General features: G+C 61.6%; 18 protein-coding genes. 8 read left to right on the forward strand and 10 right to left on the reverse strand.

Annotated elements, in window-relative coordinates; translation table 11 throughout:
• Positions 1–166 precede the first annotated feature (166 nt).
• Genes ACFSKT_RS29205 through ACFSKT_RS29215 form a run of 3 tightly spaced genes read right to left on the reverse strand, consistent with a single transcriptional unit; the run spans position 167 to position 2683 of the window.
• Complete coding sequence (locus ACFSKT_RS29205) at positions 167–1081, reverse strand: ABC transporter permease (protein ID WP_377719272.1); 915 nt, start codon at positions 1079–1081, stop codon at positions 167–169.
• Positions 1081–1893, reverse strand: coding sequence for an ABC transporter permease (locus tag ACFSKT_RS29210; protein ID WP_377719273.1), 813 nt, complete (start codon positions 1891–1893; stop codon positions 1081–1083). The genes ACFSKT_RS29205 and ACFSKT_RS29210 overlap by 1 nt, the downstream gene beginning before the upstream one ends.
• Before the next feature lie 4 nt (positions 1894–1897).
• Entirely contained in the window at positions 1898–2683 is a 786-nt protein-coding gene (locus ACFSKT_RS29215) for an ABC transporter ATP-binding protein (RefSeq protein ID WP_377719274.1), read from the reverse strand.
• A 479-nt stretch (positions 2684–3162) separates the two neighbouring features.
• Here ACFSKT_RS29215 and ACFSKT_RS29220 point away from each other — a divergent pair, with 479 nt between their 5' ends.
• Both ACFSKT_RS29220 and ACFSKT_RS29225 read left to right on the forward strand, forming a co-directional pair.
• Positions 3163–4950 (forward strand): methyl-accepting chemotaxis protein, encoded by a 1788-nt coding sequence (locus ACFSKT_RS29220; RefSeq protein WP_377719275.1) that lies wholly within the window; start codon positions 3163–3165, stop codon positions 4948–4950.
• Positions 4951–5049: 99 nt separating this feature from the next.
• Entirely contained in the window at positions 5050–8763 is a 3714-nt protein-coding gene (locus ACFSKT_RS29225; protein ID WP_377719276.1) for a non-ribosomal peptide synthetase, read from the forward strand.
• Between the two features lie 248 nt (positions 8764–9011).
• Here ACFSKT_RS29225 and ACFSKT_RS29230 read toward each other — a convergent pair whose 3' ends face one another.
• Together ACFSKT_RS29230 and ACFSKT_RS29235 are read right to left on the reverse strand one after the other, a co-directional pair.
• On the reverse strand, positions 9012–9695 hold the full coding sequence (locus tag ACFSKT_RS29230; protein WP_377719277.1) for a copper homeostasis protein CutC: 684 nt from the start codon (positions 9693–9695) through the stop codon (positions 9012–9014).
• Positions 9696–9756: 61 nt separating this feature from the next.
• Positions 9757–12249, reverse strand: coding sequence for a UvrD-helicase domain-containing protein (locus ACFSKT_RS29235; RefSeq protein WP_377719278.1), 2493 nt, complete (start codon positions 12247–12249; stop codon positions 9757–9759).
• A gap of 538 nt (positions 12250–12787) precedes the next feature.
• Between ACFSKT_RS29235 and ACFSKT_RS29240 the strand changes: the two genes are divergently transcribed.
• Genes ACFSKT_RS29240 through ACFSKT_RS29250 form a run of 3 tightly spaced genes read left to right on the forward strand, consistent with a single transcriptional unit; the run spans position 12788 to position 14723 of the window.
• Positions 12788–13147, forward strand: a complete 360-nt coding sequence (locus ACFSKT_RS29240) for a GntR family transcriptional regulator (protein WP_377719421.1) — start codon at positions 12788–12790, stop codon at positions 13145–13147.
• The gene (locus ACFSKT_RS29245) at positions 13144–14040 is read left to right on the forward strand and encodes an ABC transporter ATP-binding protein (RefSeq protein ID WP_377719279.1); all 897 of its coding nucleotides are present in this window, start codon (positions 13144–13146) and stop codon (positions 14038–14040) included. The genes ACFSKT_RS29240 and ACFSKT_RS29245 overlap by 4 nt, the downstream gene beginning before the upstream one ends.
• Positions 14037–14723: a hypothetical protein gene (locus ACFSKT_RS29250; protein WP_377719280.1), complete on the forward strand. Its 687-nt coding sequence runs from the start codon at positions 14037–14039 to the stop codon at positions 14721–14723. Before ACFSKT_RS29245 ends, ACFSKT_RS29250 begins: the two co-directional genes overlap by 4 nt.
• Positions 14724–14794: 71 nt before the next feature.
• Here ACFSKT_RS29250 and ACFSKT_RS29255 read toward each other — a convergent pair whose 3' ends face one another.
• Positions 14795–15259, reverse strand: coding sequence for a hypothetical protein (locus ACFSKT_RS29255; RefSeq protein WP_377719422.1), 465 nt, complete (start codon positions 15257–15259; stop codon positions 14795–14797).
• Complete coding sequence (locus tag ACFSKT_RS29260; RefSeq protein WP_377719423.1) at positions 15234–16055, reverse strand: hypothetical protein; 822 nt, start codon at positions 16053–16055, stop codon at positions 15234–15236. The genes ACFSKT_RS29255 and ACFSKT_RS29260 overlap by 26 nt, the downstream gene beginning before the upstream one ends.
• Positions 16056–16328: 273 nt before the next feature.
• On the opposite strand from ACFSKT_RS29260, the gene ACFSKT_RS29265 reads away from it, so the two are divergent.
• Positions 16329–16682 carry a hypothetical protein gene (locus tag ACFSKT_RS29265; protein WP_377719281.1) on the forward strand — a complete coding sequence of 118 codons (354 nt, stop codon included), beginning with the start codon at positions 16329–16331 and terminating at the stop codon, positions 16680–16682.
• 221 nt (positions 16683–16903) lie between these two features.
• Positions 16904–18487: a histidine kinase N-terminal 7TM domain-containing diguanylate cyclase gene (locus tag ACFSKT_RS29270; RefSeq protein ID WP_377719282.1), complete on the forward strand. Its 1584-nt coding sequence runs from the start codon at positions 16904–16906 to the stop codon at positions 18485–18487.
• 169 nt (positions 18488–18656) lie between these two features.
• Here ACFSKT_RS29270 and ACFSKT_RS29275 read toward each other — a convergent pair whose 3' ends face one another.
• Both ACFSKT_RS29275 and ACFSKT_RS29280 read right to left on the reverse strand, forming a co-directional pair.
• Complete coding sequence (locus tag ACFSKT_RS29275; RefSeq protein ID WP_377776377.1) at positions 18657–19607, reverse strand: nucleoside hydrolase; 951 nt, start codon at positions 19605–19607, stop codon at positions 18657–18659.
• A gap of 106 nt (positions 19608–19713) precedes the next feature.
• A complete protein-coding gene (locus tag ACFSKT_RS29280) occupies positions 19714–22332 on the reverse strand; it encodes an SLC13 family permease (RefSeq protein WP_377719284.1) in 2619 nt (872 codons plus the stop codon).
• A 217-nt stretch (positions 22333–22549) separates the two neighbouring features.
• Here ACFSKT_RS29280 and ACFSKT_RS29285 point away from each other — a divergent pair, with 217 nt between their 5' ends.
• Positions 22550–23935 (forward strand): phytase, encoded by a 1386-nt coding sequence (locus tag ACFSKT_RS29285; RefSeq protein WP_377719285.1) that lies wholly within the window; start codon positions 22550–22552, stop codon positions 23933–23935.
• Positions 23936–24639: 704 nt separating this feature from the next.
• On the opposite strand, the gene ACFSKT_RS29290 is transcribed toward ACFSKT_RS29285, so the two are convergent.
• The gene (locus tag ACFSKT_RS29290; protein WP_377719286.1) at positions 24640–26397 is read right to left on the reverse strand and encodes an ABC transporter ATP-binding protein; all 1758 of its coding nucleotides are present in this window, start codon (positions 26395–26397) and stop codon (positions 24640–24642) included.

Genomic DNA, 26397 nt, shown 5'->3' on the forward strand with positions numbered 1-26397 from the left:
CCGGTCACTCTGACACCGGCATTCTAGACTTCTATATAAACCCGCGCCGCTCTTCTGGCGAGCGGCGAGCGCGGATGTCATCGGCAACGTAGTCCAGCAGCCGTCGGGCAGGCATGCATACAACCGCCGCCTGTTGGCAAATGCTAGCTCTATCCATGACGTTCCGCTACCCGCGCCTTGAAGGGTGCCACCGGATCAGCACGCGCTCCAGCGCCTCTGTCACGAGGTAGAACAAGATGCCCGCGACCGCCGCAATGACGATGCACGACCAGCCGAGCGGCATTTTGGCCACTTTGATGGCGTTGGAGAGCAGATAACCAAGCCCCTTCGAGGAGAAGAAAAACTCGCCGACGATCGCCCCGATCATGCCGGCCGTCGTCCCGATCTTCATCGCCGTCGCCACGTACGGCAGGCTGGCGGGGATGCGAAGCCGCAGAAAGACGTCCCATTTGCTCGCGGCATAACCATGCAGCAGATCGAGCGCCAGCGGATCAACCGCGCGCATTCCTTTGTGCGCCTGAATGGCCATGGCCGCCATCGTGCCGATGGCCACGATCGCCACGCGGGAGCCGATGCCGCCGCCGAACCACAGGTTCATGATCGGGGCGAGCGCCACGATCGGCACCGCGTTCAGCGCGGCGGCCAGCAGGATGCCGGGCGCTCCCCACTTGGGCCAAGCCGTCGCCGCCAGCGCCAGCCCGAAGCCGGCCGCCGACCCGGCGAGCAGACCAAGCACCGCTTCGCCGAGCGTATACGCCGTATAATCGAGCAGCAGCGCCGCGTTGTCCCGCATCGCGGCGGCAATCGCGGAAGGCAGCGGCAGCTGGTATGTCCGCAGGCCGAACGTCCGATGGAACAGCTCGAGCTGCCACGCCGCAAGCGTCAGCAGCCCGGCGAGCAGCGGCAGCGCCAAGCGCCACGCCGCAGCCATGGCGCCGCCGCTTGCCGCCGCGATTCCCCGCCTGCTCCTTCTCCGCCCGGAAGACGTCCGCGCAGGAATGCCGGTCCGCGGCCCGAGCAGCGCTGGCGGCTCCAATGCCGGATCGGCCAGCTCCGTTTGACTTGCCGCTTTGCTCTCCATCAGCGCCCGCCTCCCTTCGCCCGGAATTCCGGCTGCCACGGCGTAAGCAGCCGCTCTGCCAAGCTGATCGTGCCGTAAGCGGCCAGGCCGAGCAGCGCCCCCAGCACGACCGTCGACCAGAACATGTACACATGCGACGGTCCGTAATAGAGATTGCGCAGCATGATGACGCCGACGCCGTGCTGCGCGCCCATGAGCTCGACGAGTATCGCCCCGGTCACCGCGAGCGGAGCCGCGATCTTCAGGCCCGCGAACAAGCCGGGCAGCGCCGCCGGCAGCCTCAGCTTCCAATAGATTGCCGCAGGACCGGCAGCATAGCCGTGCATCAGCTCCAGCATCGAGGGGTGCACGCTCCGCAGCCCGCGCAGCGTGCCGAGCGCCACGGGGAAGAACGTGATGTACCCGGCGATCAAGATCCGCGCCGTCTCCTCGTCGCGGACGATGCCGTACAGAATCGGGGCGAGACCGAGGATCGGAATCATTTGCGAGGCGACCGCGTAGGGGAAAGCCAACCGCTCGATCCATCTGGAGAGACTCATCAGCAGCGCCAGCCCTGCCCCGGCCGCCGCCCCCAGCGCGAAGCCGGCCCCCGCATTCCCGAGGGTTGCCCGCCCTTCCCGCCACAGCGTCCCGCCATATTCGCCGAACGTCTGCGCAATGCGGTGAAGATACGGCAGCTTCGACTGCGCCAGCGGCACGCGCAGTCCCTCCAGCAGCACCCATGACGCCAGCTCCCACAATGCGATCCCGCTCAGCAGCCAGACGAAGAGCGGCAGCGCGCTGCGTCCCTTGTCCGCCAACATGGCTCTCATACCGCTACACCTCTTCGAAGCTGTCGCGAATATCCGCGACGAGCCGCCAGAATTCCTCGCTCCCGCGCATCTCGCGCGTACGCGGCCTTGGCAGCGGGATATCCACCACCGCGCTCAAACGCCCCGGATGCGGCGAGAGCACGCACACCCGATCCGAGAGGAACACCGCCTCCGGGATGCTGTGCGTGACGAAGATAACCGTGCTGCCGACCTTGCTCCAGATCGCCAGCAGCTCCTCGTTCAGCCGTTCCCGCGAAAATTCGTCCAGCGCCGAAAACGGTTCGTCCATGAGCAGAATTTCCGGTTCCACCGAGAGCGCCCGCGCGATCGCCACTCGCTGCTGCATCCCCCCGGAGAGCTGCCACGGATACTGGTCCGCGAATTTCGACAGCCCGACCAGCTCCAGCAGCTCGTCGGCCCGCGCCTTCCGCTCCGCCTTCGGCATGCCCGTCATTTCCAAGGGAAGCATCACGTTCTGGCGGACTTTACGCCAATCGTAGAGAACCGGGCTTTGGAATACGATGCCGTATTTGCGCGCCAGCCTCGCTTCCCTCGCCGTCTGGCCCGACACCGCGACCGTCCCTTCGGTCGGCTGAAGCAGATCGGCCATGAGCCGCAGCAGCGTCGTTTTACCGCAGCCGGAAGGTCCCAGCAGCGAGACGAACTCGCCTTTGCCGATCCGAAGGCTTACCTGCTGCACCGCCAGTACCTCCGAAGCCGCCGAATACCGCATGCTGATATCCGTCAGCTCGATCTCCGGAATGTCACTCGTCAACGCCGAAATAGCCACCGCAACTCCCCCCTCCCGTTATATTTGGTGACGCGAGCGCCTTCCAACGGAAGCGCACTTCGAAAGCATACGCTTTGGAACGGAAGCGTTCGAACGTCTTCTTCGACCTCATGTCGGGATGTCTTCCATACTACACACCGCATCGGACCGACTCATTAGACAAAAGGTATAAGGGAATCGAGGCAAATCCGGCATTTTGTCCAGCATGGCTCTTCGCCCTGAGAGGCGTGAGGGCAGTCGGCGTTACATTCTCTTCCACACCCCCCAGATCGAGGCAAACCCGGGACTCTAGTATTATTCACCACCAAAAAAGTCTTAAAAAAACGCGCATTATGTCGATAAATAGATTAGTATTATAGAAAACTGTAATGCTTTTGTTATATCAAACCGATATATGAAACGAGGCTGATAAAGGGAAACACGAGGGTGGTCGATAGAAAATCAACTATATATCTAGGACTAATGGAGGGAAAGAATCGATGAAAGAATCGATGAAGGAAACAAAGAAAAAAGACCAAAAGAAATCTCGCAAGCTTTCATTCTTCACGAAGAACCTGCTGCTGTCCTCAATCAATATCGTCTTGATCGGATCGGTCCTGATCGTCGCGAGCTACTACACGGAGAAAAAGATTCTCGTCGACCAGCTGCACTCGCAGATTAAGACCGTCACCGGGCAGTGGGCGGAAGCAGTCGATCCGGTCACCGTGCAAGCGGCGATCGACGAAGGTAGCTACGACGGCGAAGTACAGGCAAAGCTGCGCGACATCATGGATACGATCAGCCGCTATAATCCGAGCATCGCGCAAGCTTACGTATTCGGCAGCGAGCTCGAGGGCGGCACGCAAACGTCGCTCGTCGCGGTCCCGACCCATCTGGTCGAACCGCTGAAGGAAGGCGGCCTTGGCATCGGCGACCTGTACGAGCAGCCTCAGATTCATGCGGACGCGGTGGCAGAGATGCTGGAGACCAAAGAGCCGGTCCTCACGAAATACTACAGCGACGATTACGGCACCTGGGTCACCATTCTGTATCCGATCATGAACGACAGCGGCGAGATCTTCTCGTACTTCGGCGTCGATACGGACGCAAGCGCTATTCCGGACGGCCTGCATAAGCTGCTTGTCTTCGGACTGTCGCTGCTCGGCTTCTTCCTGGCGCTGATTCTCGCAATTCAATATCTGATCGTTCGCCGCACGCTGTCCCCGATCCGCGATCTGATTCACGGCATTGAGGAAGTAAGCGCGGGCAATCTGGATATCACGATCAAGACGGGCAAAGACGACCTCGGCGTCATCAACGAGAAGTTCAACCAAATGGTCTCCAATATGAACACGACCATGCTGAAAGTCCAAGAGACGTCGAACCACCTGGCGGACTCCGCCAAAGACCTGTTCCACGCTTCCGAGCAAAACAACACGCACGCCGATACGATCAACGCCAACATTCGTCTGATCGCGGCAAGCATGGAGCATCAATCCGGTTCCAGCGAAGACGCTTCCCGTTCCATCGACGAGATGGCCAACGCGATCGAGACGATCGCCCACAGCTCCGTCAGCGCGGCAAGCGATGCGCAGGACGTGGAGAGCAAGTCGGCCGAAGGCGACGTCATCGTGCGCAGCATGGCGCAGCAAATGCAGTTGATCACGGAATTCGTGACCTCGACGTCGGCGACCGTGCAACTGCTCGATCAGCGTTCCCAGCAAATCGGCAGCATTCTCGGCTTGATCACCGGCATCGCCAACCAAACGAACCTGCTTGCGCTTAACGCCGCGATCGAAGCATCCCGCGTCGGCGAGCACGGCAAAGGCTTCGCGGTCGTAGCCGGCGAAGTGCGCAAGCTGGCCGAGCAGTCCCGCGGTTCGGTAGACCAAATTTCGAGCCTCGTGCACGAGATTCAAGAAGAAATCCGCCAGACGGCGGACGCGATGGCCAAAGGCACGAGCGTCGTCGGCCAAGGCGCAACGCTGGCCAACGAGACAGGACGCCTGTTCACCGACATTCTGGAGCTGTCCCGCAAAGTATCGACGCAAATCCAGGACGTCTCGACGGCTGCGCAGCAGATGTCTGCCGGCACCGAAGAGCTTTCGGCAACCGCCGAGGAATTGAACAACAATATCCGTTCCACGGCATCCAACTCCGACGAGATCGCGGAATCCGTCGGCCAGCAGAAGCAGCATACGGAAGCGATTATGCAATCTTCGAATCAGCTTTCCGCTTCGGCCGAGGCTTTGAATACGCTCGTCAAACATTTCCGCGTCAAACGCTAATCCCGTTCGACCGGCCTACATCGCCGTCCGTTAGGGCGGCGATTGTTGCGTTATCCGAGATTTACGCGATTCATGATAAGAAAGGGAGTAGTACTCGATATGATGCCAACATCCGCTGCCGCGCCAACCTCGCAGGAGGATGCGCCTGTATTGAATATTCCGCTGGATATGCCGCCGCAAGCAAGGCAATACCGCTATGCCGAAGCCGCTTATATTCCGAACGAGCGGATGATCTCGCTCGCAGCCGAACGGTTCAAGGGGATCGAAGCCCTGGCATGCGTGGCTAGCGCCGCCTACGCCGCGCTGATGTACCGGCTTTCCGGCGGGGAAGAAGAACTTAACATGGGTATCGCGCTGCATGGCGAGCTCCTGCCGCTGCCGCTCCATCTCGCCGGCGAAGGCCATACGTTCGACTCGCTCTGCAAGACCGTCGCCGCAGGCATTCAAGGCGGAACGCCGGAAGCGACGCGCGCGTTCGCGACCACCTTCCATGTAAGCGCGAATCACGCACCGGCCCTTGCGCCATCGAATGAAATGCTCCGCGCGGAGCTGCGCGTGGAGCCGTCCGCGTGGAGCATCGTCTTCCGTTATGACCAATCGCTGCTGGCACCGCAGTCCGCCGAGCGGTATATCGGCATGTACGATCGTCTGCTCCTGGCCGCGCTCGAAGCTCCGCACGCCGTCATCGGATCGGTCGACTTGCTGCCTGCCGAAGAGCACGCGCTGTACGAACGCTTCAATGCGACGTCGGCTGATTATACGCGCGGCGCGGCCATCCATCAGGTGTTCGAGCGGATGGCGGATGCGTTCGGCCCGCGTACCGCAATCTTCACCGATGAAGAGCGTTACACGTACGCGTCGCTGAATGAGCGCGCGAATCAAGTCGCCCGCGTGCTGCTGAACAGCGGCCTTCGCAAAGGCGAGTTCGTGACAATCTTCATGGAACGCAGCCTGTCTACCATTATCAGCCTGCTCGGCGTGCTCAAAGCCGGCGGCGTCTACGTGCCGGTCGATCCCGAACATCCGGAGGATCGCATTCGTTATATTATCGGCGACACCGCTTCTCCTTATGTATTAACGAACGCGCGCTATGCGTCCAAAGCCCGGGCGCTGTGCGAGACGCTGCCGAGCGTGAAAGCGATTGTGCCGATCGATAACGGGGAATTGACGCAGCTGGCGACGGACAACGTCGATGCGGGCGTGCTGCCGGAGGATCTCGCTTACGTCATCTATACGTCCGGATCGACGGGCAAGCCGAAGGGCGTGCTCATCGCGCACGAAGGCGTCGTCAATCTCGGCGCCATGATCGGACGCGAGTTCGCCATTACCGAGGCGGATATCCTCACCCAGTTCGCCACGTTCAGCTTCGACGCTTCCGTGTGGGAGACGTTCGGCGCGCTGCTTAACGGCGCCGCCCTCTATCTGCTCGGCGCGGAAGAGCGGATCTCCGTCGAGGCGTTCGCCCATGCGGTCGAGCGTACGCAGTCGACCGTCATCATCGTGCTGCCGACGGTATTCTTCAACGAAGTCGCCGCGCATCTATCGGAGGAAGGGTTCGCGCGGCTCGCGTCCATCCGCAGCATCATGACGGCCGGCGAAGCGCTGTACGGGGAGCAGGTGCGCATCCTGCAGCGCCGCCTCTCGCCGAACGTGGGCATCTATAACCTGTATGGCCCGACCGAGTGCACCGTCTGCGCGACGATGTACCGGATCGACGGACCGGTCGCCGAGGACGTCACGCACATTCCGATCGGCACGCCGATCAGCAACTATCAAGTCTACGTGGTCGGACCCGATCAATCGCTCTGCCCGGTCGGCGTGCCCGGCGAGCTCTATATCTCCACGGTCGGCATCGCGCGGGGATATCTGAACCAACCGGACAAAACCGCCGCGGCCTTCGTCGCCAATCCGTTCGCCGAAGGCGAAGTCGCCTACCGTTCCGGCGATATCGTGAAGCTGCGCGCCGACGGCCAGCTGGAGTACGTGGGACGCCGCGACGCCCAAGTGAAGATCCGCGGGCATCGCATCGAGATCGGAGCCATCGAGGATACGATGGCCAAGCACCCGGAGGTGCACACCGCCGCGGTTATCGCCCGCAAAGAGCCAAGCGGCCAGACGATGCTCGTCGGCTACTATACGTCCAAGGACGGACAGCCGCTTGCCGCCGCCAAGCTTGCCGCGCTGCTGCATGAGTCGCTTCCGCCTTACTATGTGCCGAAGAAGTTCGTCCAGCTCGCGGCTATGCCGCTCTCGCCAAGCGGTAAAGTCGAGCGCAAGCTGCTCGCGGGCTTCCCGCTTCCCGAGGAAGAGCCGGAACAAGCGGGCGCTGAGGTCGCCCTGACGCCGACGCAGAGCCGAATTGCCGACGCTTGGCGCAGCGTGCTCGGCGCGAAGCGCATCGAGCCTGCTACGAATTTCTTTGAAGCCGGCGGAGACTCGCTCGACGTCATTCACGTCCTGGTGCAGCTGAAGCCGCATTTCCCGCAGCTCGTGATCGGCGATCTGTTCCAATACGAGACGCTGGCATCGCTTGCCGCTTACGCCGAACAATCCGGCGCGAGCGCGGCTCAGCCGGCGCCGCAGCAGACCGGCGTTCAATCTTACGAGCGGCTTCGCGAGCTGCCGATGAATCATGCCGGCTTGTCGCCGCGCTCGGTGTTGGCCGCGCCGGTGCCGGAGAACATTCTGCTCACCGGGGCCACCGGTTATCTGGGTTCGCACCTTCTTTACGATCTGTTGACCACCTCGGACACGACGATCATCGCCCTCGTGCGGGGCGCCACGCATCAAGCGGCGACGGAACGGCTGAACGAAGTCATGATGATGTATTTCGGCCCGTCCGTCTTGTGGCTCATGAACGGCCGCGTACACGTAGTCGAATCGGATCTCGAGCAGCCGGAGTTAGGGCTGTCGCCCGTGGAGATGCGGCTGCTGCCGCGCCAGATCGACGCGATTATTCACGCGGCCGCCGACGTCCGCCACTTCGGGGATGCGCGCAAGTTCGAACGCACGAACGTCGCCTCGACCATCGAGCTGCTGAAGCTGCTGGACGCGCCGCATCGCATTCATTTCCACTACGTGTCGACGATCAGCGTGCCGGAGTCGCTGGCGCTATCCGGCCAGTGGGCACAAGTCGAGGCGGAGAATAAGCTGTCCCCAGACCTGCGTGTGGACAACGTCTACTCCAGCAGCAAGCTGGAGGCGGAGAAGCTCGTCCTGGCGGCCGGAGAGCGCGGCCTTCCGGTGACGATTCACCGTCCGGGCAACCTGACCTGCCATTCCGGCACGGGACGGTTCCAGCGCAATATCGAGAGCAACGCGTTCTACCAGCTCATCAAAGCGATGCTGCTGCTAGGCAAGGCGCCGATGGCCGACTGGCACGTCGACTTCACGCCGATCGACTTCGCGAGCGCCGCGATCGCGCGCCTCGCGCTGATGCCGGAGACCGATGGCCAAGTGTTCCATATCGTGAACCCGCATCAGATTTTGTATGCGGATCTGGTCCGAATGATCCGCGATTGCGGCTATCCGGTGGAGCTGATGAGCATGCAAGCCTATACCGAATGGCTGCTCGACGCGAGCATTCCGAAAGACCCCGAGGGCCTGCGCATCGCCATGAGCCAGCTGGGCGGAGACGGCGCGCAGGATTCGCCGCTCGTCTACGATTGCGCCAACACATCGGCCTTCCTCGAGGAGACGACGATCGCCTGCCCGCGGATCGACCAGGCGTTCATTAAGCGCATGATCGACTACGCGGTATCGATCGGGTATTTCCCGCCGGTACGGGAAGCGGTCGCCCAGCTTTCGCTGTAGCGCCGCCTGACGGCCGGACGATCCTTTAGAACCTTCAAGCTTGCCGAAGAGGTAGCTTGAAGGTTCTTTGCTTGTTGGGGACCTCAAGCCGACGCCAACGGAACAAAAGGGCTTCGCCCTCTACCCGCGAGTCTCCATCGATCCTCATTTCCCGAACCACAAAAAAAGCATGGTTCCCGCGTACGGAACCATGCTTTTGCGTTCTGGTTAGTTGGGGCCGCGCTGGCTCGGGGTGATGGCGTGCTGGCTTACCCGATAGCCGCTCGGATCGCCTGAATTCGCTCGCGCGAGATCGGCCGAGCGAAGCTCCCGTCCTCGCGGGCCGCAGAGCCGAAGTGCACCTCGTGCACGCCGCTGCCTTGCACGACGTTCGCGACCGTCTCCGCCGACAGGCCGTAGCCGGCCAAGATGCGCAGATGCGTATCCGCGGCGGCCTCGGCCAGCGCCGCCAGCTGAGCGACCGCTTGAGGAGCCGGGTTCGGCCCGCCGGAGGTAAGGATCCGCCGAATCTGCGGATAGGCGGCGAGCGTCCGTAGCGCGGCGAGCTGATCGACCGCCTCGTCGAAAGCCCGGTGGAACGTCACGTCAAGGTCGCCCGCCGCCGCCAGCAGCCTCTCGAGCGCAGGCACGTCGACGGCGCCATGCTCGTCCAGCGCGCCCAAGACGATGCCCGCGGCGCCCGCCTGCCGGATCGCCGCGATATCCCGCCGCATGACGGCCAAGTCCGAGCTGTCGTAGCGGAACGATTGGCTGTGCGGGCGCACCATCACCTGCACCGGAATCGCCGATACGGCTGCGGCCGCCTCGATCAAGCCGAGGCTTGGCGTCAGCCCGCCTTCGGCAATGCCCGTCACCAATTCGATCCGGTCGGCTCCGTAGGCTCCCGCGGCGCGCACGTCCGCGATGTTCGTTGCGATTACCTCCACCAGCATGCATCCATCTCCTCTATGAACATAATCGAGCATCCGCCTCGCTTCGACCGGGCCTCGAACGCTAGTCGGCCGGCACTTCGCGCGTCCCCTTCTTCATCGGGGATTTACAGAGCGGACAAGACTTGCTGGCCGCGCCTTCATCCTTCTGGGTCATGATGCGCGTCCATGCCTTGCAGGTAGGACTCGCGCACAGCCATGCCGGGACCGTGATCTTCCTTCCTGCTCCCCCGTCCTTCTGCAGCACGGCGCGTTCCGGTTCACGCCCGCTCGCGCGCTGCCAGCTCATGGACGGCGCGACGCCGTCCTGCCGGCGAATGCCGGCGCTCTCTTCTCGGCGCGCATACCCGCCGGAGCCGCCCTTGCGATCCTCGCCCCAATTGCCTCGGCCGGACGCGCTATAGCCGCCGCTTCTGCGCTCGTCGCTCTCCCGCTTCGGCGGCGCCGTGACGCCGAACGCCGACAGCAGGAACCGCGATACCGCCGCCTTCTTGCCCCGATAATAGGCCGGCGAGCTAATGATCAATTGCTCCTTCGCGCGCGTGACGGCTACATAAGCGAGCCGCCGCTCTTCCTCGAGCGCTTCCTCTGCTTTCTGACCGCCGCTCTTCAGCTTCGTGAAGGTGTCCTTCATCTTGTCGGCGTCGAGCGACGAGCTGTGCGGCAGGCTGCCCTCGGATGCGCCGATCAGCAGCACGACCGGGAACTCCAGTCCCTTCGAGCGGTGAATCGTCATGAGCGCCACCCGGTCGCCCTGCTCCTCCCGCTTCTTGTTGTCGTGCTCCTCGCTCTTCTCCATGACGTCGCTAATGAAAGCCAAGAACGCCTCGAGCGTGTCGAACCGGCTGGCCGACGCCTCCAGCTCGTCGAGCATCTCGCGGAGCATCTCCTTATGCTGCGTGGCGTTCTGCCGCTCCACCGTCTCCATATGCCCGTCGTAGAACTTGCGCCGGATATGCACGATGGCATCTGCCGGCTTCATCGCGGCCAGCGATTTGATCAGCAGCAGCCGGTCCTTGATCTTGTCCTTCTGGTACTCCTTCAGCTCCGGCCAGCTTAGCAGATGGATAAGCGGCCCCTTCTTGGCGCGGATCGCGTCCTGCTCGCGTATGAACGTCATCCCCCGGTCGCGGGAGATATAGAGCGTCGGCAGCATCCCTTCCATCGCCTCGAAATCCCGCCGGTACAGCGCCAGGCGCAGATGATCGACGACCGGCTTGATGATCCAATGCTCGTAGAGCAGCTGCCCGTCGCCGTATTCGATGAAGGGCACCGATTGCAGGAGCAGCTGCTCCATAATCGCGCGGTTGTTGCTCGCCGAGCGGTACAGCACCGCGAAATCCCCGTACTGCCGCCGCCCTTCGGCGACCTCTTCCTGAATGAAGGCGAGCACCTTGGACGCTTCGTCGTCGGTCGACTTCGGCGTCATGTAGCGCGGCACGTCCTCGCTCTGCTTCGTCGCCTGCAGCGTTTTTGCCCGGCGCGCTTTGTTATGCTGAATAATCGCGTTGCCCAGACCCACGATCGCCGAGGTCGAGCGGTAGTTGATATCGAGCGTGACGACCTTGGCGCCCGGATACGTCTGCTCGAATTGAAGGATGAACTCGCTCCGCGCGCCGTTGAAGGAATAGATCGTCTGATCGTCGTCGCCGACCACCATCAGGTTGCGATGCGGGGCGACCAGCATCTTGACCAGCTCGTACTGCAGGAAGTTCGTATCTTGGAACTCGTCCACCATTACGTAGCGGAACCGGCTCTGCAGCGATCGGAGCAGCTGCGGACGCTCTTGAAGGAGCCCGTACGCGAGCAGCAAAATATCGTCGAAGTCGATTTTGCCGTTCTCCTGCTTCCACGCCTCATAGCGAAGCAAGACCGCCTTCGTCTCTCGCTCGGCGTCCGTGCTCTCCGGCATGTCCGAGACGGCGATCAGGTTCATTTTGTACGAGGACAGCACCGCGAGCAGCGTCTCCGGCTGATACGTATCCTGCAAGCCGAGCTCGCGCATCATTTGTTTCAGCAAAATATGCTGGCGCCGCGTCTCGCTGAATACGTCTTCCCGAATCCCCTGCCTGCGCAGCATGTAGAGGAAGAAGGAATGGAACGTTCTCGCCTCTACCGCGCGGGCCGCCTCCTCGCCGACGCCGGGCAGACGGGCGATGCGCTCGCGCATCTCGGCCGCCGCCTTCGTCGAGAACGTCATGAGCAGCAGGCTGCGCGGGTCCGCCCTCCGCACCGTCAGCAGGTAGGCGGTCCGGCAGACGAGCACGCTCGTCTTGCCCGAGCCCGCGCCGGCCAGCGTCAGCATCGGCCCCGTATCGTGGCGCACCGCCCTCACCTGCGCTTCGTTCAACCGGATGCCGTGCAGCGCCAACCGCTCGAAGAAAGCCGCGTCGTCGGCCGCATGGCGAATCGCTCCGGCATCCTGCGCCATCCGGGCTTTCGGAATCCGCTTCTCTACCGCGCCGAGCGGCAGTTTATATAACGTGGGCGCAGCCGATTCGCTCGCTTCCCCCGATTCATATTCATCTTCCAAATAATCGTGCAATTGTTCGTTCATACGTCGTTCTCCTTACGTTCCGTACCGGTCTCTCTCCCTAGTATAGTCGAAATTCACGCCCAAAAGTAGAACTTATGCTCGCATTTTTGCGATAGAGGTCGTTCCAAAAGACGCCATTTGATCACGAAGCAGCTCGAAGAAGCTTCTCGGCGTCGAATCTTGCGGTCAGGCTTGAAGTCCGGTGCTTATTTAGGTTGGCCTAAACGCCGCTCCTCCTTCTTCGCCTTCTCACAACCTTCTCGGTGCTGAAATGCCGACTTGTGGAACCCGCATTAAATAGAGGTCGTTCCAAAAGACGCCATTTGATCACGAAGCAGCTCGAAGAAGCTTCTCGGCGTCGAATCTTGCGGTCAGGCTTGAAGTCCGGTGCTTATTTAGGTTGGCCTAAACGCCGCTCCTCCTTCTTCGCCTTCTCGCTCTCCCCATGGACAGGCTTACGGTTTTTGGGCGGTTCTCTTGTTGACATGACGCTTCATCACTTGTATAGTTAGTTACATGAGTAATTAACCAGTTGGGTGGTGAGGCTGTGGGGATCCACATGGACGAAGACCGTCCGATCTTCGTGCAGATTGCCGAACGGATCGAAGACGACATCATTGCAGGCGCGCTCGGCGAGGAGACGCAGGTGCCTTCCACGACGCAGTTCGCGGCGTTCTATCAGATTAATCCCGCCACGGCGGCGAAAGGCGTCAATTTGCTTGTTGATCAAGGCATACTCTACAAGAAGAGAGGGATCGGCATGTTTGTAGCGCAGGGCGCGCGGGCGGTATTGGTGGAGAAGCGCCAGGAGCAGTTCTATGAGCAGTATGTCGTCGCTATGGTTAGAGAAGCAGCGAAGCTCGGAATTACGACGGATCAGCTTACGGACATGATTCGCAAGGGAGGGGAGTCCAAATGAACGCAATCGCCAAAGTTACGCATTTAAGCAAACTCTACGGCGGCACGGCGGCCGTCGCCGGCATCAGCTTCTCGCTCGAGGCCGACAAAATCTACGGCCTGCTCGGCCGCAACGGCGCTGGCAAAACGACGATCATGCACATGCTCACCGCGCAGACGTTCCCGACGAGCGGCGAGATCGCCGTCTTCGGCGAAGCGCCTTACGAGAACGACAGTGTGCTCAGCCGCATCTGCTTCATTAAGGAAAGCCAGAAGTACCCCGACCATTACCGGGTCTGCGACGTGTTCCGCGCCGCCGCGCTGTTCTTTCCGAACTGGGACGCAGACTTCGCGAGCCGGCTGCTGGCGGATTTCCGCTTGCCGCTGAAGCGGAAAGTGAAGAAGCTATCACGCGGGATGCTGTCGTCGGTGGGCATCATCGTTGGTCTGGCGAGCCGCGCGCCGCTGACGATTTTCGACGAGCCTTACCTTGGTCTCGACGCGGTCGCCCGCAGCTTGTTCTACGACCGGCTGCTGGAGGACTATGCGGAGCATCCCCGCACCGTCGTGCTCTCCACGCATCTGATTGACGAGGTCAGCCAGATGCTCGAGCACGTGCTTGTCATCGATCAAGGCCGCTTGCTGCTGGATGAAGATACCGAAGAGCTGCGCGGCAAAGCGTTCACCGTGTCCGGCGCGTCCGCCAAGCTGGATGCGTTCCTCCAAGGACGCCAAGTGCTCGACCGTCAATCGCTCGGCAGCGTCGGCACCGCGGTCGTCTGGAGCGAGCGCGGCGCGGAAGACCGCAGAGCGGCGGAAGCGGCGGGTCTCGAGCTTGCGCCGGTATCGCTCCAACAGCTGGTCGTGTATTTGACGAACGGCAAACTACAGCAGAAAGCGGGGAATGCCCGATGAATCGGTCCATGCGCGTATTGACGCTGCACCTGCGGGAGTACAGCCTATGGTTTTATATGCCTTGGGCCATCATGCTCATGAGTTTCGTCGTCAACGTCATCATCGGCCTCTCGATCGAGCAGGAACAGGGGATGTATACAGGGGGCATGGCTTCGCTCTATATTTACTTGTTCGTCACGGGCATTGTAGCCGTCGCGCAGACGTTTCCTTTTATGCTCGGGTTCGGCATTCGGCGCCGCGATTACTTCCTCGGCACCTCCGCGATGGTTATCATCGTGGGCATCGTCACCGCCGCCTTGATGCTGGCGATGGCGGCCCTCGAGAAGGCTACCGGACACTGGGGCGCCAACCTTCATTTCTTCGACCTGCCTTACTTGAACGACGGCTCTTGGTACCAGCAATTGCTCATCCCGTTCGCGCTCGTGCTCAACATGTATTACATGGGCATGCTCACCGGTCTCTTCAACCGCCGTTTCGGGCATTTCATCACCTTCACCGTGCTCGTCGTCCTGGTCGGGCTCGGCGGTCTGGCCTCCGCCCTCATTACCAAATACGACAAATGGGCGCAAATCGGCAGCTGGCTCGCCAGCCAAACCGCGTTCCAATATTCGCTGTGGGCGCTGGCCCTCGCCGTCGTCTACGCCGCGCTCAGCTATCTGCTGCTGCGCAGAGCGACCGCTTGATCGCAAGCGGGGTTCATCGCTTCATTGCAGGGCTGCCTAGATTGGGCGGCCCTGTTTTTGCGCCTTTGACTTCAGATCTCGACCCTCGCCGTCCCAAGCGCAAAATGATGCCATAGAATGCGCTCGACCGTGTCGCACAGACCATCCTCGCACTCCACGATCAGAATGACTTCCGAGTTCTTGCCCCGGAGCAGCCGCTGCCGCTTCTTGACGACCTTGTAATAGAAGAAGTCGATTAAGAATCCGCAGAGGAACCCGCCCCCAGCCCCGATCAATCCCCAATAAATCGGCCCCCATGCCAATCGAAATCCGACGCTCGCGCCAATGACCGAGAAGGCGGTGGCCAAGGCCGCCCCGGTGCTGATGAGCGAGACCCCGTCCGCATGGTGGATCGTATCGAATAATTTGCGCTCGAGTTTGCGGTTCGTCAGCGGAACGGCGAAAATATCGGTCCTGCCGACGCCGTTCTTCTCCAAGGAGCTAATCGCCAGTTCCAGGTTGGCGGAATGTTCAAACGTGGCGTACACCTGATAAATCGTAATCCCCCGCAATCCGTCCCTTTTTCGCTTTGCAGCCAGGACGCTGAAAATGCTTGATTAAATAGGAGCGCTGTTCGTTGCCGTACAGTTTGTTATTCTCCACCGTGTTCACGTAAGAATCATAGATGGCAAATCCCCACATGGAAGGCATGTACAGCATCCACTGTCGATCCAGAACGGCCGTCGAGGCGGCGATATCGCCCGTAAATAGAAGTTGAATCGCCATAAGTGCCTTTGAGCAATACAGAAAGACGATCGTCCAAACCATGGCGAAGAAGGCCGTTAACAATCGATGGATATGCAGCTGTCCGAGTCCCGGCATGACCGCCGACCAGAAGACGGACATCGCCGGCTTGCGCTTGTCCAAATAATTGATCTCGAGCGCGCCGATGACGAAAGAATTGAAAGGCGCGTTCTCCCGTTCGGATAGCAAATACACCTTGTTCATATCCAGACAGGTCCGATAGCTGTCCCAAATTCCGAAGAGAAATACGGGCAAATACATCAGCATCCATCTTGTGTCTAGCGAGTCCTTGGCCATTTGGATCTGCCCCGAGAAGGAATACACCATCGCCAGATTAATGTGAGCCTGATTGTTTACAATGACCTCCCAAATAAACAGCACCAGTCCACGCAAATACTTGCTTAGCAGGAGGTGGCCGAAGCCGGGAAACGCCGCCGACCACCAGGCGATCACGTAAGGATTGCGCAAATGGAACTGGGTGGTGCCCGCGATGCTGATATGGGCTTTGTACCGTCGATGCTCATTTTCCAGGTTCCGGTAGTTTTCCAGCTGTCACCACTTCCTTTGGCGTTCATGCTGCCAAGCCTCGAACTTTCGCCTTCGGCTCATGCGATTTCCGATCGGGAGTAGAACGGTGTAGTCGGGTGCAAATACACATCGTACAAGGATGAACGATTTTGTACGCATGGCGATTTTTCCCACCCTTTTACTTTATCCTTTCCCCGAACACCTTCTACCTATGCTCGGAAGCGGGTTATTTCGCCTCTCGTCGCGTTCCCTTATAATAGAGTCAGCATATTTCGACTGAAGGAGGATCTTCCCATGTACGACATCACCATCGACTTATACCGCGACTGGCTTCAGACCGTGCGCGAAGTGTTCCGCGGCTCCGGGCACCCGCTGCCCGAGGAGCTGAGCGACGACGAAATCGCCAAGGCGTACTATATGCAGACGCTTCCGGAGGACGCCGCCGTGCTGCAAAGCGCCGCCAACGAGCAGCGCCTGTTCACCATGCAGCAGACGATCCTCGACAATATGGACACGGTCATCGTGCCGGACATCCGCAAGCGGACCGGTTATGAAGGCACCGTTTTCCGCTTCAAATGGGTGTACCAGGGCGGCGAGCATATCGTCGAGGAGCTTTCGCAATACCGCATTCCGCTTGGCGAAGGGTAGGATCGTGCAATCATTGTCGGATGGCGTGCCGCCGGCTGCCCGCAAGACCGTATGACGTGCTGAGCCGTTGAGCCTCCGGATCGTCCCTTGACGGGGAACCGGAGGCTCTTGCCGTGGCGAGGCCGAAAACACTTCCCGCCCGCTTTCGATCTATGTTACGATTCAGGTATGTGCTCAACAAATTCCGACATTTTGTTCGCGATGGAAAGGTATGTACCCGAATGAGCGACGCCGTCCATAACTATATCGTGATTATTTGCGTGTCCGGCGTGCTCAGCGTGCTGCTCGGGATTTACGCCTATACGCTCAAGTCGACCTTCTCCGGGATCAAAACCTTCCTGTGGATCTCGATCTTCTCCGCCATCTATACGTTCAGCTTCGCCCTGGAGCTCGCCAGTACGACGTACGAGGAAGCGCTGCGGTGGACATACGCGGAGTTTTTCGGCATGCCGTTCCTCGCGCCTTGCTGCCTCGTCATGGTCATGCAGTACATCGGGTTGGACCGGTTCGTGACGCGGCGCAACTTGACGCTCATGTTCGCCATTCCCGTCATCACGCTGCTATTGGTGCTGACGAACGAGTACCATCATCTGTTCTATGCCGATATCTATATCCGACCGGGCGAAACGTCGCTATTCCTGGACATCGAGATCGGTCCTTGGTATATCGTTAACGGCAGTTATACATTCGGCTGTCTGCTGTTCGGGGGCATTCTGCTCATCCGCCAGTGGCGGGGCGCCCGGTCCGCGTACCGGCTGCAGATGGCGATTCTGATCGCGAACCTATACATTCCGATGTTGACGTCGTTCCTCTATTTAATGGGCCTTACGCCGTACGGCATGGATCTCGTGCCGGTCACGCTGTGCGTGGTGAACGGCCTGTATATCTGGTCGATTGTCACGTCGGGGCTGCTGACGGTCGCGCCGGTCGCCCGGGCGGCGGTCTTCGAGAGCATGCGCGACGCCGTGCTCGTGCTCGACCCGACCGGCCGCGTCGCGGACTATAACGGCGCCGCGCTGAAGCTGATTCCACCGCTCGGCCAGTCGTCCATCGGCCGGACGCTGCGGGAGCTTGCGCTCGCGCCGTCCGTCGCCGAGCTGATCCCGTCGCTCGAGGCGCTGGACGAAGAGGAACGGGATTTGCGGTGGACGCACGCGGATGGCACGGTCGGCTGGTACAAGGCGCACGCCTGGCCGGTCATGCGGTCCAGGAAGCAGCTGGGCGGCAAGGCGATCGTGTTCGTCGACGTGACCGAATCCGTCCGGCTGCACGACGAGCTGCGTCATTTGGCCACCGTCGACGGACTGACGCAAATCGCCAACCGCGCGTATTTCATGCGGTGCGCGGAGGAGCTCCTGGCCAAATCGATTCTCGCCGGGAAGCCATGCGCCATCGTGCTGTTCGATATCGATCACTTCAAATCCGTCAACGACGAGCACGGCCACGAAGCAGGGGACCAGGCGCTCCGGCACGTCGTGGCCCACTGTCTGCCGCATCTGCGCTCGGTCGACCAGTTCGGACGCTACGGCGGGGAAGAGTTCGTGCTCTGCCTGCCGGACATGGACATGAACGAAGCGATGCTGCTGGCCGAACAGCTCCGCCGCGCGATCGCGAGCCATCCGCTTCCGCTTGCGCGGCTGTCGCTCCCCTTGACGGCGAGCTTCGGCGTGGCCGTGAGCCACGCGCCCCACGACACGCTGGACGCGCTGCTCCGCCAAGCCGACGATGCGCTGTACCGCGCCAAGCGGAGCGGACGCAACGCCGTCGAACCCGGCACAGGCTGGAGAGAAAACGTTCCCGGCTGACGCCGGGGCGTTTTTTTGTTCATCAGGGGCATGGGGACGAACTTTCAGCCCGCGCTCAGCCCAGGTTCAGCGTACGCACAAGACGCTAGTCGCCAAGCCAACCCTCTAACCCGCAAGCAGAAAAGGCCGAACAGCGCGCAGCGCTGTTCGGCCTTCTTTCTTGGATGAATTACATGAAGACGCTCAAGAACGCGCCCACCGCGCGCTCCGGATCGACGTCGATCGCCACCTCGATCTCCGAGCCGACCATCGGCTGCGAACGCAGATCGGCGACGACCATGCCGAGCGTCAGCGGGCTTTGGGTCTCGACGCGCACTTTCATCCGGCGGTAGGTCACCATGTCCGGCTGCAGCGCCACGAGGAGGGCGAGCGGATCGTGCATCGGCGCGCTGCCCAGGTAATAGTTCACGTCGCGGTAGAAGTTGAAGTAATACGTCAGCGACTGCTCCATGAACGCGATAAGCGGCTTATTCTCTTCGCGGCCGAAGCGGTTCAAGTACTTCAGATGCTCTTCCGTGATGCGGGTCTTCAGCGTGACGTCCAAGCCGACCATCGTCACCGGCAGACCGGAGGTGAACACCTGATCGGCCGCTTCCGGATCGCCCCAGATGTTCGCTTCCGCGACCGGCGTGATGTTGCCCGGCACGAGGACGCTGCCGCCCATGACGACGACTTTCTTCAGCTTCCGAGTCAGCTCCGGATCTTTCTCCAGCGCGTGGGCTACGTTCGTCAACCGTCCGAGCGTCACGAGCACAATCTCGCCCGGCAGTTCGTTCGCCTTGCGGACGATGAAATCCGCCGCGGGCTCGTCGATCGGCGTCTGGGGCGACGGCGGAAGCACCGCGTTGCCGATGCCGTTCTCGCCGTGCACGTGGGGCGCGAACGTGCCCGGCTCCCGCACGAGCGCGCGCGTCGCGCCGAGCGCTACCGGGATGTCGTAGCCGGGGTTCGCCAGCGCCAGCAGGCGCAGCGTGTTATCCGCCGCTTGTTCGACCGGCGTATTGCCGAACACGGTCGTGATGCCTTCAATATATACGTTCGGCGCGCGCAGCGCGTACAAAATCGCCAACGCGTCGTCGATCCCTGTATCGCAGTCAATGATGATTCTCGTTTGGTTCATGGTGCAGGTCTCCTTTATATATACTCTATCGTATTATGACATACATCGGCGGATAAGATCGAGCCCCCGCGATTGTCGCAGACGGTCGAGAAGGGCGGGAACCGCATTAAGAAGGATGAATAAGTCCGATCCACCGCCAGTACGGCACGCTGAGCACCGCGACCAGCACGACCGCCGCCGCATAGAACAGCGCCACAAGCTGGCCTTGCCGATGGCTGAATGCCCTTTCCTCCGAGCTGTAGTAGGCAGTCAGATACGTCGGCGACTGATAGGTGAAGAAGAACGGGTCGGTCGACAGCAGAATGATGAAGACGGCGATCCACGGATCGACGCCGGCCTTCTCCGCCAGCGGGATCAGCGCCGTGACGAGCAGGATGACCGCCGGATCGTCGCGCACGACCAGCGTCACCAGGAACGATAACGCGATGACCGCGCAGAGGAACAGCGTCGGCGAAGCGACGAACACCTCCATATGCGCGCCCAGGTAGTCCGATAGGGCGGCCGAGATGCCGAGCGCTTCGGCGGCGTTGGCGAAGCTGAACGCAACGCCGAGGAACAGCAGGAACGGCCAGTCGATGCCCGTCAGCACGGCGTTCCGGTCCAGCGTGCCGGATAGTACCAACACCGCGAACCCGCCCATGAGTATCCAGGTGCCGTCGATGCCGTGGAGCGGCTGGAGCATCATGAGCGCAATGCAGCCGGCGACGGTCAGCAGCGACACCCGCTCCGCCTTCGTCAGCGGTCCGAGCAGGCGCAGCTGCTCGTCCAACACGCCCGCCTCGATCGGCCGCGCCGCCGTCGTGCCGCGGAACATGAAGCCGAGCGCGCCGAGCATTACCGCCGCGAACACGACGAATCCCGGCAGCGCGTACAGCGCCCACGACAGCCATGACACGCCCGGCGCATCCGGCACGAGTCCGTACGCCATCGCGTTCGTGTACGAGCCGGTCAGCAGGAAGGGCGCAGTGAATCCGTAGAAGATCATCGCCGTCAGCCCGAGTCCGGCCGCGCCGCCGCTGCGGTCGCGAAATCCCATCGACTCCGACAGCGTCCGGGCGATCGGGACGCCGAGCGATACCTTCGCCGAGGAGGAGGGGATGAGGGGGGTGAGCACGATGCCGCCCGCGACGATCCCCCAGAGCTGGCCCCGGTAATGCGGCGGGAAGCGTTTGAGCGCGTGCAGCGAGAACCGGTACAGGATGCCGGATCGCGTGATGGCCGCGCTCAGCGCCATGATGAAAATCATGTACAGCCACGTCGGCGACGCGAAGCCGGAGAGCGCCTGCTCGGGCTCGACCAGCCCGCCGAGCACCCAGAGCAGCACCATGCCGAGCGCCACGATATAATCGGGTACGATGTTCACGATCCAGAGCAGCACGGCGGCGATGCCGACTCCGATGAAAATCATCCCGTGCCGCGACAATTCGCCCACCGGCGGCAAATAAACGAACAACAGCACGCACAGCGCCGCCGCGATCGCGCTGACCCAGCCGGCCCAAGGGCCGCCTGCAAGACGTCGCGCCCGCTCGGCCTTCTCCCGGCTGCGTCTTCCAGCGAGTTCCTGCCGGGTGAGCTCGTAACCGCGCGCCGATGTCCGGTCGTGCGGATCAGCAGCGGCCTCGGCCATTCGAAGATACGTCATCGCCCGCTCATTGTCTCCCAATTGACGGCAAAGGTCGGCTCCGCGCTCATAGAGACGCGGAAGCCGCTCGATCTCGCCCTGGTCCAGCCAGCAAGCGGTTACATCCTCCAGCATGCGCAGCCCCGCTTCGGGATCGAACGCCTTGGACGCCGTCAGCCATCGCTCCAGCACCGACGGATATTCGCCCATCAGAACCGGCGGGCAGACGCGGAGCGCCTCGAACAACAGCAGCGAACCGGCATCCGGCTCTAGGGAGGCGACCGCCTGTTCGGCCGCCTCCAGCGCCTCCGGCCAATCGCCGGCGTCCGCATACAGTTCGGCCAGCTCCACCCACTGCTTGCGCGCGCGATAGAAGCGCGCCGCTTCTTCGCGCCATTCCCGCTTGCCTTCCTCGCCGAAGCGCTGCAAGCCCCGGTCGGACAGCTCCTTCTTGAACGCCGGTTGGATCCGGTACCGGCCCGCGCCTCCGGCTGATTCGTCGGCATCGTGGAAGGCCAGCTTCGCAAAGGCCGGGTGCTTGGCGTATTCCTCGTCCATTCGGCAATGGAACGCAGCATCGATGAGCGCCGACGACGCCGCCGGCAGCTCCGAGAGCCACAGCACGATCCGGTCAAGCGGCTCCGGCAGCTCCTCCAGCTCCTGCAGCACCCATTCGCTCTTCGTCTGCAGCGTATCGTGCAGCTGTCCGTTCGTCGCCGTCAGCCTGCGCGAGAGCATGCGGATGAAGTACGCGGAGATCGAAGGGTGCTCGGCGATCAGACGGTCGAATGTCTCCCGGTCGATCTCGTACAGCGCCATCTCGCTGATCGCCACCACCGTCGCCGAGCGGGCCTCGCCGGTAAGCAGCGCCATCTCGCCCAGACTGTCGCCCTGCCCGAGGACGGCCAGCGGCTGGCGCGTGTCCCCGACCTGGGAATAGAGCTGCGCTTCGCCATGCTCGATGATGAACATGCTCTCGCCGAAGTCGCCCTGCTCGAACAGCGCCTCCCCGGCGTGCAGGCGCCTTTTGGCCAGCCGGCCGAGCAGCTTGGACAGCTCAACGTTCGACAGTCCTTGAAACAATGCAATTTCCGAAACCTTCATGCCACTTCGTCCTTCGCCACAATGACTTTTCACCCATTGTACCTAATTTCGGGTAGGGTGGGAACCGTATATCAGGCCAAACGTCCCGTGTCATCTGTCGAAACAAATCGAAACTCATCTTGTCTTCACAACATCTCTATATTCGCTTAATATCGCGCATACATTTCATCCCTAAGCTTGGTGCATCCAGTTATGCCAATAAGGGGGATATTAGACCATGAACAAATTCGCATCCGCCATTCTCGCCGCTTCGCTGCTGCTGCCGACGGGCAGCGCGATCGCCGCCACGCCAGCCGCAGCCGAAGAGCTCGTGCCGCTGCGGGAGAAGCTGGCCGCAATCGGGGCCGCCGTGCAGTGGGAAGAAGAGGACAAGGCCATCCTGTTCAAATTGAAAAACGGCATCGCCGGCATCGTGACGCTGGGCGAGAAGGAATACCGCCTGGCCGGCAAAGATGGCAAGCTCGCGCAGCCGATCCAAGCCGCCCGGGGGATTATCCACGTGCCGGAATCGCTATGGGCCCGCATTGAAGCGGCCAATGCCAAATACGACGGCCAGCCGATTCCGGCCTTCTCCGTCAAGGCGCAGGGCGAGACGTCCGCGGTCGCCGACGGCGACGACGCGGCGGACGATCCAGCCATCTGGGTCGATCCCGCGGATCCGGCCAAAAGCAAGCTGATCGCCACGAACAAAGCGGGTGGCGTCCTCGTGTACGACCTCTCGGGCAAGCAGCTCCAATCGTACAAGCTGGGCAAAATGAACAACATCGATCTCCGCTATAACTTCCCGCTAGGCGGCAAGAAGGTCGACATCGTCGCGGCCACGAACCGGACGAGCAATACGATCGACGTCTTCACCATCGACGGCAAGAGCGGCGCGCTGAAGTCCGTCACGGCCGCGCCAATCAAGTCGGCGATGGGCGAAGTGTACGGCTTCAGCCTGTATCACAGCATCAAGACCGGCAAATTCTACGCGATCGCGCTCGGCAAGGATGGCGAATTCGAGCAATACCTGCTCAGCGACAACGGCAAAGGCAAAATCGTCGGCAAGCTCGTACGCAGCTTCCAGCTGGCGACGCAGTCCGAGGGCATCGTCGCCGACGACGAGTACGGCACGCTGTATATCGCGGAAGAGGATTACGCGATCTGGAAGTACGATGCCGAACCGTCCGGGTCGAAGAAGCCGCTCGCGACGGTCGACATCGCCGACGGCCGACGCGTGCAGGACGATATCGAGGGACTGACTCTCTACTATGGCCAAGGCGGCACCGGTTATCTGATCGCCTCGAGCCAAGGCAGCAACAGCTATGCCATCTACGACCGCCAAGGCAACAACCCGTTCCTCTCGCGCTTCACGATCGCAGATGGCGAGACGGCCGACGGCACGACCGAGACAGACGGCATCGACGTCGTCGGCTTCGGCCTCGGCAGCGCCTATCCGTACGGCCTGTTCGTCTCCCAAGACGACCGCAATATGCAAGGCGGCAAGAAGCTGAACCAGAACTTCAAGCTCGTCGGCTGGGAGCAGATCGCGGCCGGCCTTCACGCCAGCCCATCCGCCGAAGGCGGCGTAGACCCGCGCAAGCTGGTCTGGCGCAAAAACTAACGCGAGACGGTTAGAACGACAATATGTAAACGACTGCGGTGCCGTAATGCCAGCGGCCTCGTATGGAAAACAAATAAGCCGCTCCTTCGCCATCGCCGGATGGGGAAGGAGCGGCTTTTGCGCCGTTGCTTGCGGAAGCATGCGTACAGCGCTCGGTGTCCCTCGTCCAAGAGGGATTGCGTCCACGCATGAAGCTTTGTTTGTCCGCGAGGACAAAAGCGTGCCAGCTCGAAGCAACCCGCCGATAGCGAACAAACGAGTCAGCACGAAAAGGGAGTCCAGAGGGCAACGTTTTTCGGAAGAAAACGGCTTCGGAAGCATGCACTCAGCCCTTTGTTCCCCTCAGCGGAGGGCAACGCTGTCAGGTTAAGGAAAAACCTCCACTGAAACCACTTATGGCTATAGTTGATAAGGCTTGTGTCTTAGGACGGACTTCAACACCAACTGAAGCTTTGTCCGCTAGGACAAAAGCGTGCCAATCTCTAATCGCCCCGCCAACCGCGACCAAACTCGCCAGCACGAAATAGGGAGTCCTGAGCGTTTTCTAAGGAAAACGCACTTCGGAAGCATACGCTTGGGCAAAGCCCTTTGGAGCCTCCTCGGCGGAGGAGGCGGGGGGAGGGAGCAATAAAACTCGGGTCAAAGGGGCGGAGCCCTAACCTGACAGCATTGGCCCCCTCGGCGGAGGGGAGGGAGACGATGAACTAGCTGCTCACCGTCTCGAACTGCCGGCCGTGCAGCTCATGGTACAGACCGCCAAGCGTCAGCAGCTCCTCGTGCGTGCCGCGCTCGACGATACGGCCGTCCTGGATGACCAGAATGCAATCCGCGCCGCGGATCGTGCTGAGCCGATGGGCGATGATGAAGCTGGTGCGGCCCTTGAGCAGCGTCTTCATCGCCTCCTGAATGCGCAGCTCGGCGAGCGTGTCGACGCTGCTCGTCGCCTCGTCGAGGATGAGCAGCGCCGGATCGGCCAGAATCGCCCGCGCGATCGTGATCAGCTGCCGCTGGCCGTGGCTCACGTTGCCGCCCTCCGGCGTCAGCACCGTATCGTAGCCGCGCGGCAGCTGGGCGATGAACGCATGCGCATGCGCCTTTTCGGCCGCCGCTTCGATCTCCTCGTCCGATGCCTCCAGGCGGCCGTAGCGGATATTCTCCCGGATCGTGCCGGAGAACAGGTGCGCATCCTGCAGGACGATGCCGATCTGCCGCCGAAGCGCGTCCCGGTCCAGCTCGTCGATCGGCATGCCGTCGATGAGGATGCGGCCGCCCGTAATGTCGAAGAACCGGCCGAGCAGATTGACGATCGTCGTCTTGCCCGCGCCCGTCGGCCCGACCAGCGCGATCGTCTGGCCTGGCTGCGCGGTGAACGTGACGTCCCTCAAAATCGGCTTATCCGGCGAGTACGCGAAGGCGACGTCGCGGAATTCGACGCGGCCGGCGAGCGGCCCTGGCTTCCGAGATGCGCCGTCCTCGTACTCGGAAGGGGTATCGATGATGTCGAACGCGCGCTCCGCGCCGGCCACGCCGGATTGTATCAGATTGAACTGATTGGCCAAGTCCCGCAGCGGCCGGCCGAACTGCTCCGAATAGCCGATGAAGCTGATGGTCACCCCGACGGTCGCCTCGCCGTGCAGCGTGAGCCAGCCGCCGACCGCGGCGATGAGCAGATAGCTGAAGTGGCCGACCATGTTCATGACCGGTCCCATAAGGCCGGAGTAAATTTGGGCCGTCGTGCCCGCCTTCATCAGGCGGCCGTTCATCTCGCCGAAGCGAGCCAGCGCGCGCTGCTCCTGGTGGAACAGCGTCACGACCTTCTGCCCCGACACGTTCTCTTCAATAAAGCTGTTCAGCGCGCCCAGCTGCTCCTGCTGCGCCCGAAACTGCCGCTTGGTCACCGCGCCGATCCGCTTCGAGACGAAGAGAATGACCGGCACGGTCACGAGCGCCGTAAGCGTCAGCCAGCCATTAAGCGCCACCATCATGGCGAACGAGCCGATCAGCATGATGACGCTGGATAACAGCTGCACGAGCGTCTGGTTCAGCGTATTGGCCACGTTCTCGACGTCGTTCGTCGTGCGGCTCATGAGCTCCCCGTGCGTCCGCCGGGCGAAGAACGGCACCGGCAGCCGCTGCAGATGGCGGAACAAGTCCGTCCGCAGCTGCCAGACGGTCCGCTGGGCGACGTCGGCCAGCCAATACGCCTGCAGCCAGTTCACGAAGCTGCTCAAGGCATATGCGGCGAGCAGCAGCAGGCAGACCGACAGGAAGCCGTCGAACTGACGCGCGATAATATAGCGGTCAAGCGCCCGGCCGAGCAGATAGGGGGCCGCCAGCGTCAAGCCGGCGGACGCGAGCGTCGCCGCCATGACGCCGTACAGCCGCAGCGGCTGGCGCAGCAGATAACCGCCAAGCCTGCGCAGGGTGGCGGGATTCGATTTGGTTGTCGTCGCGGTTGCCAT

Source organism: Paenibacillus xanthanilyticus (assembly GCF_042682185.1).
GTDB classification, from domain to species: domain Bacteria; phylum Bacillota; class Bacilli; order Paenibacillales; family Paenibacillaceae; genus Paenibacillus_Z; species Paenibacillus_Z xanthanilyticus.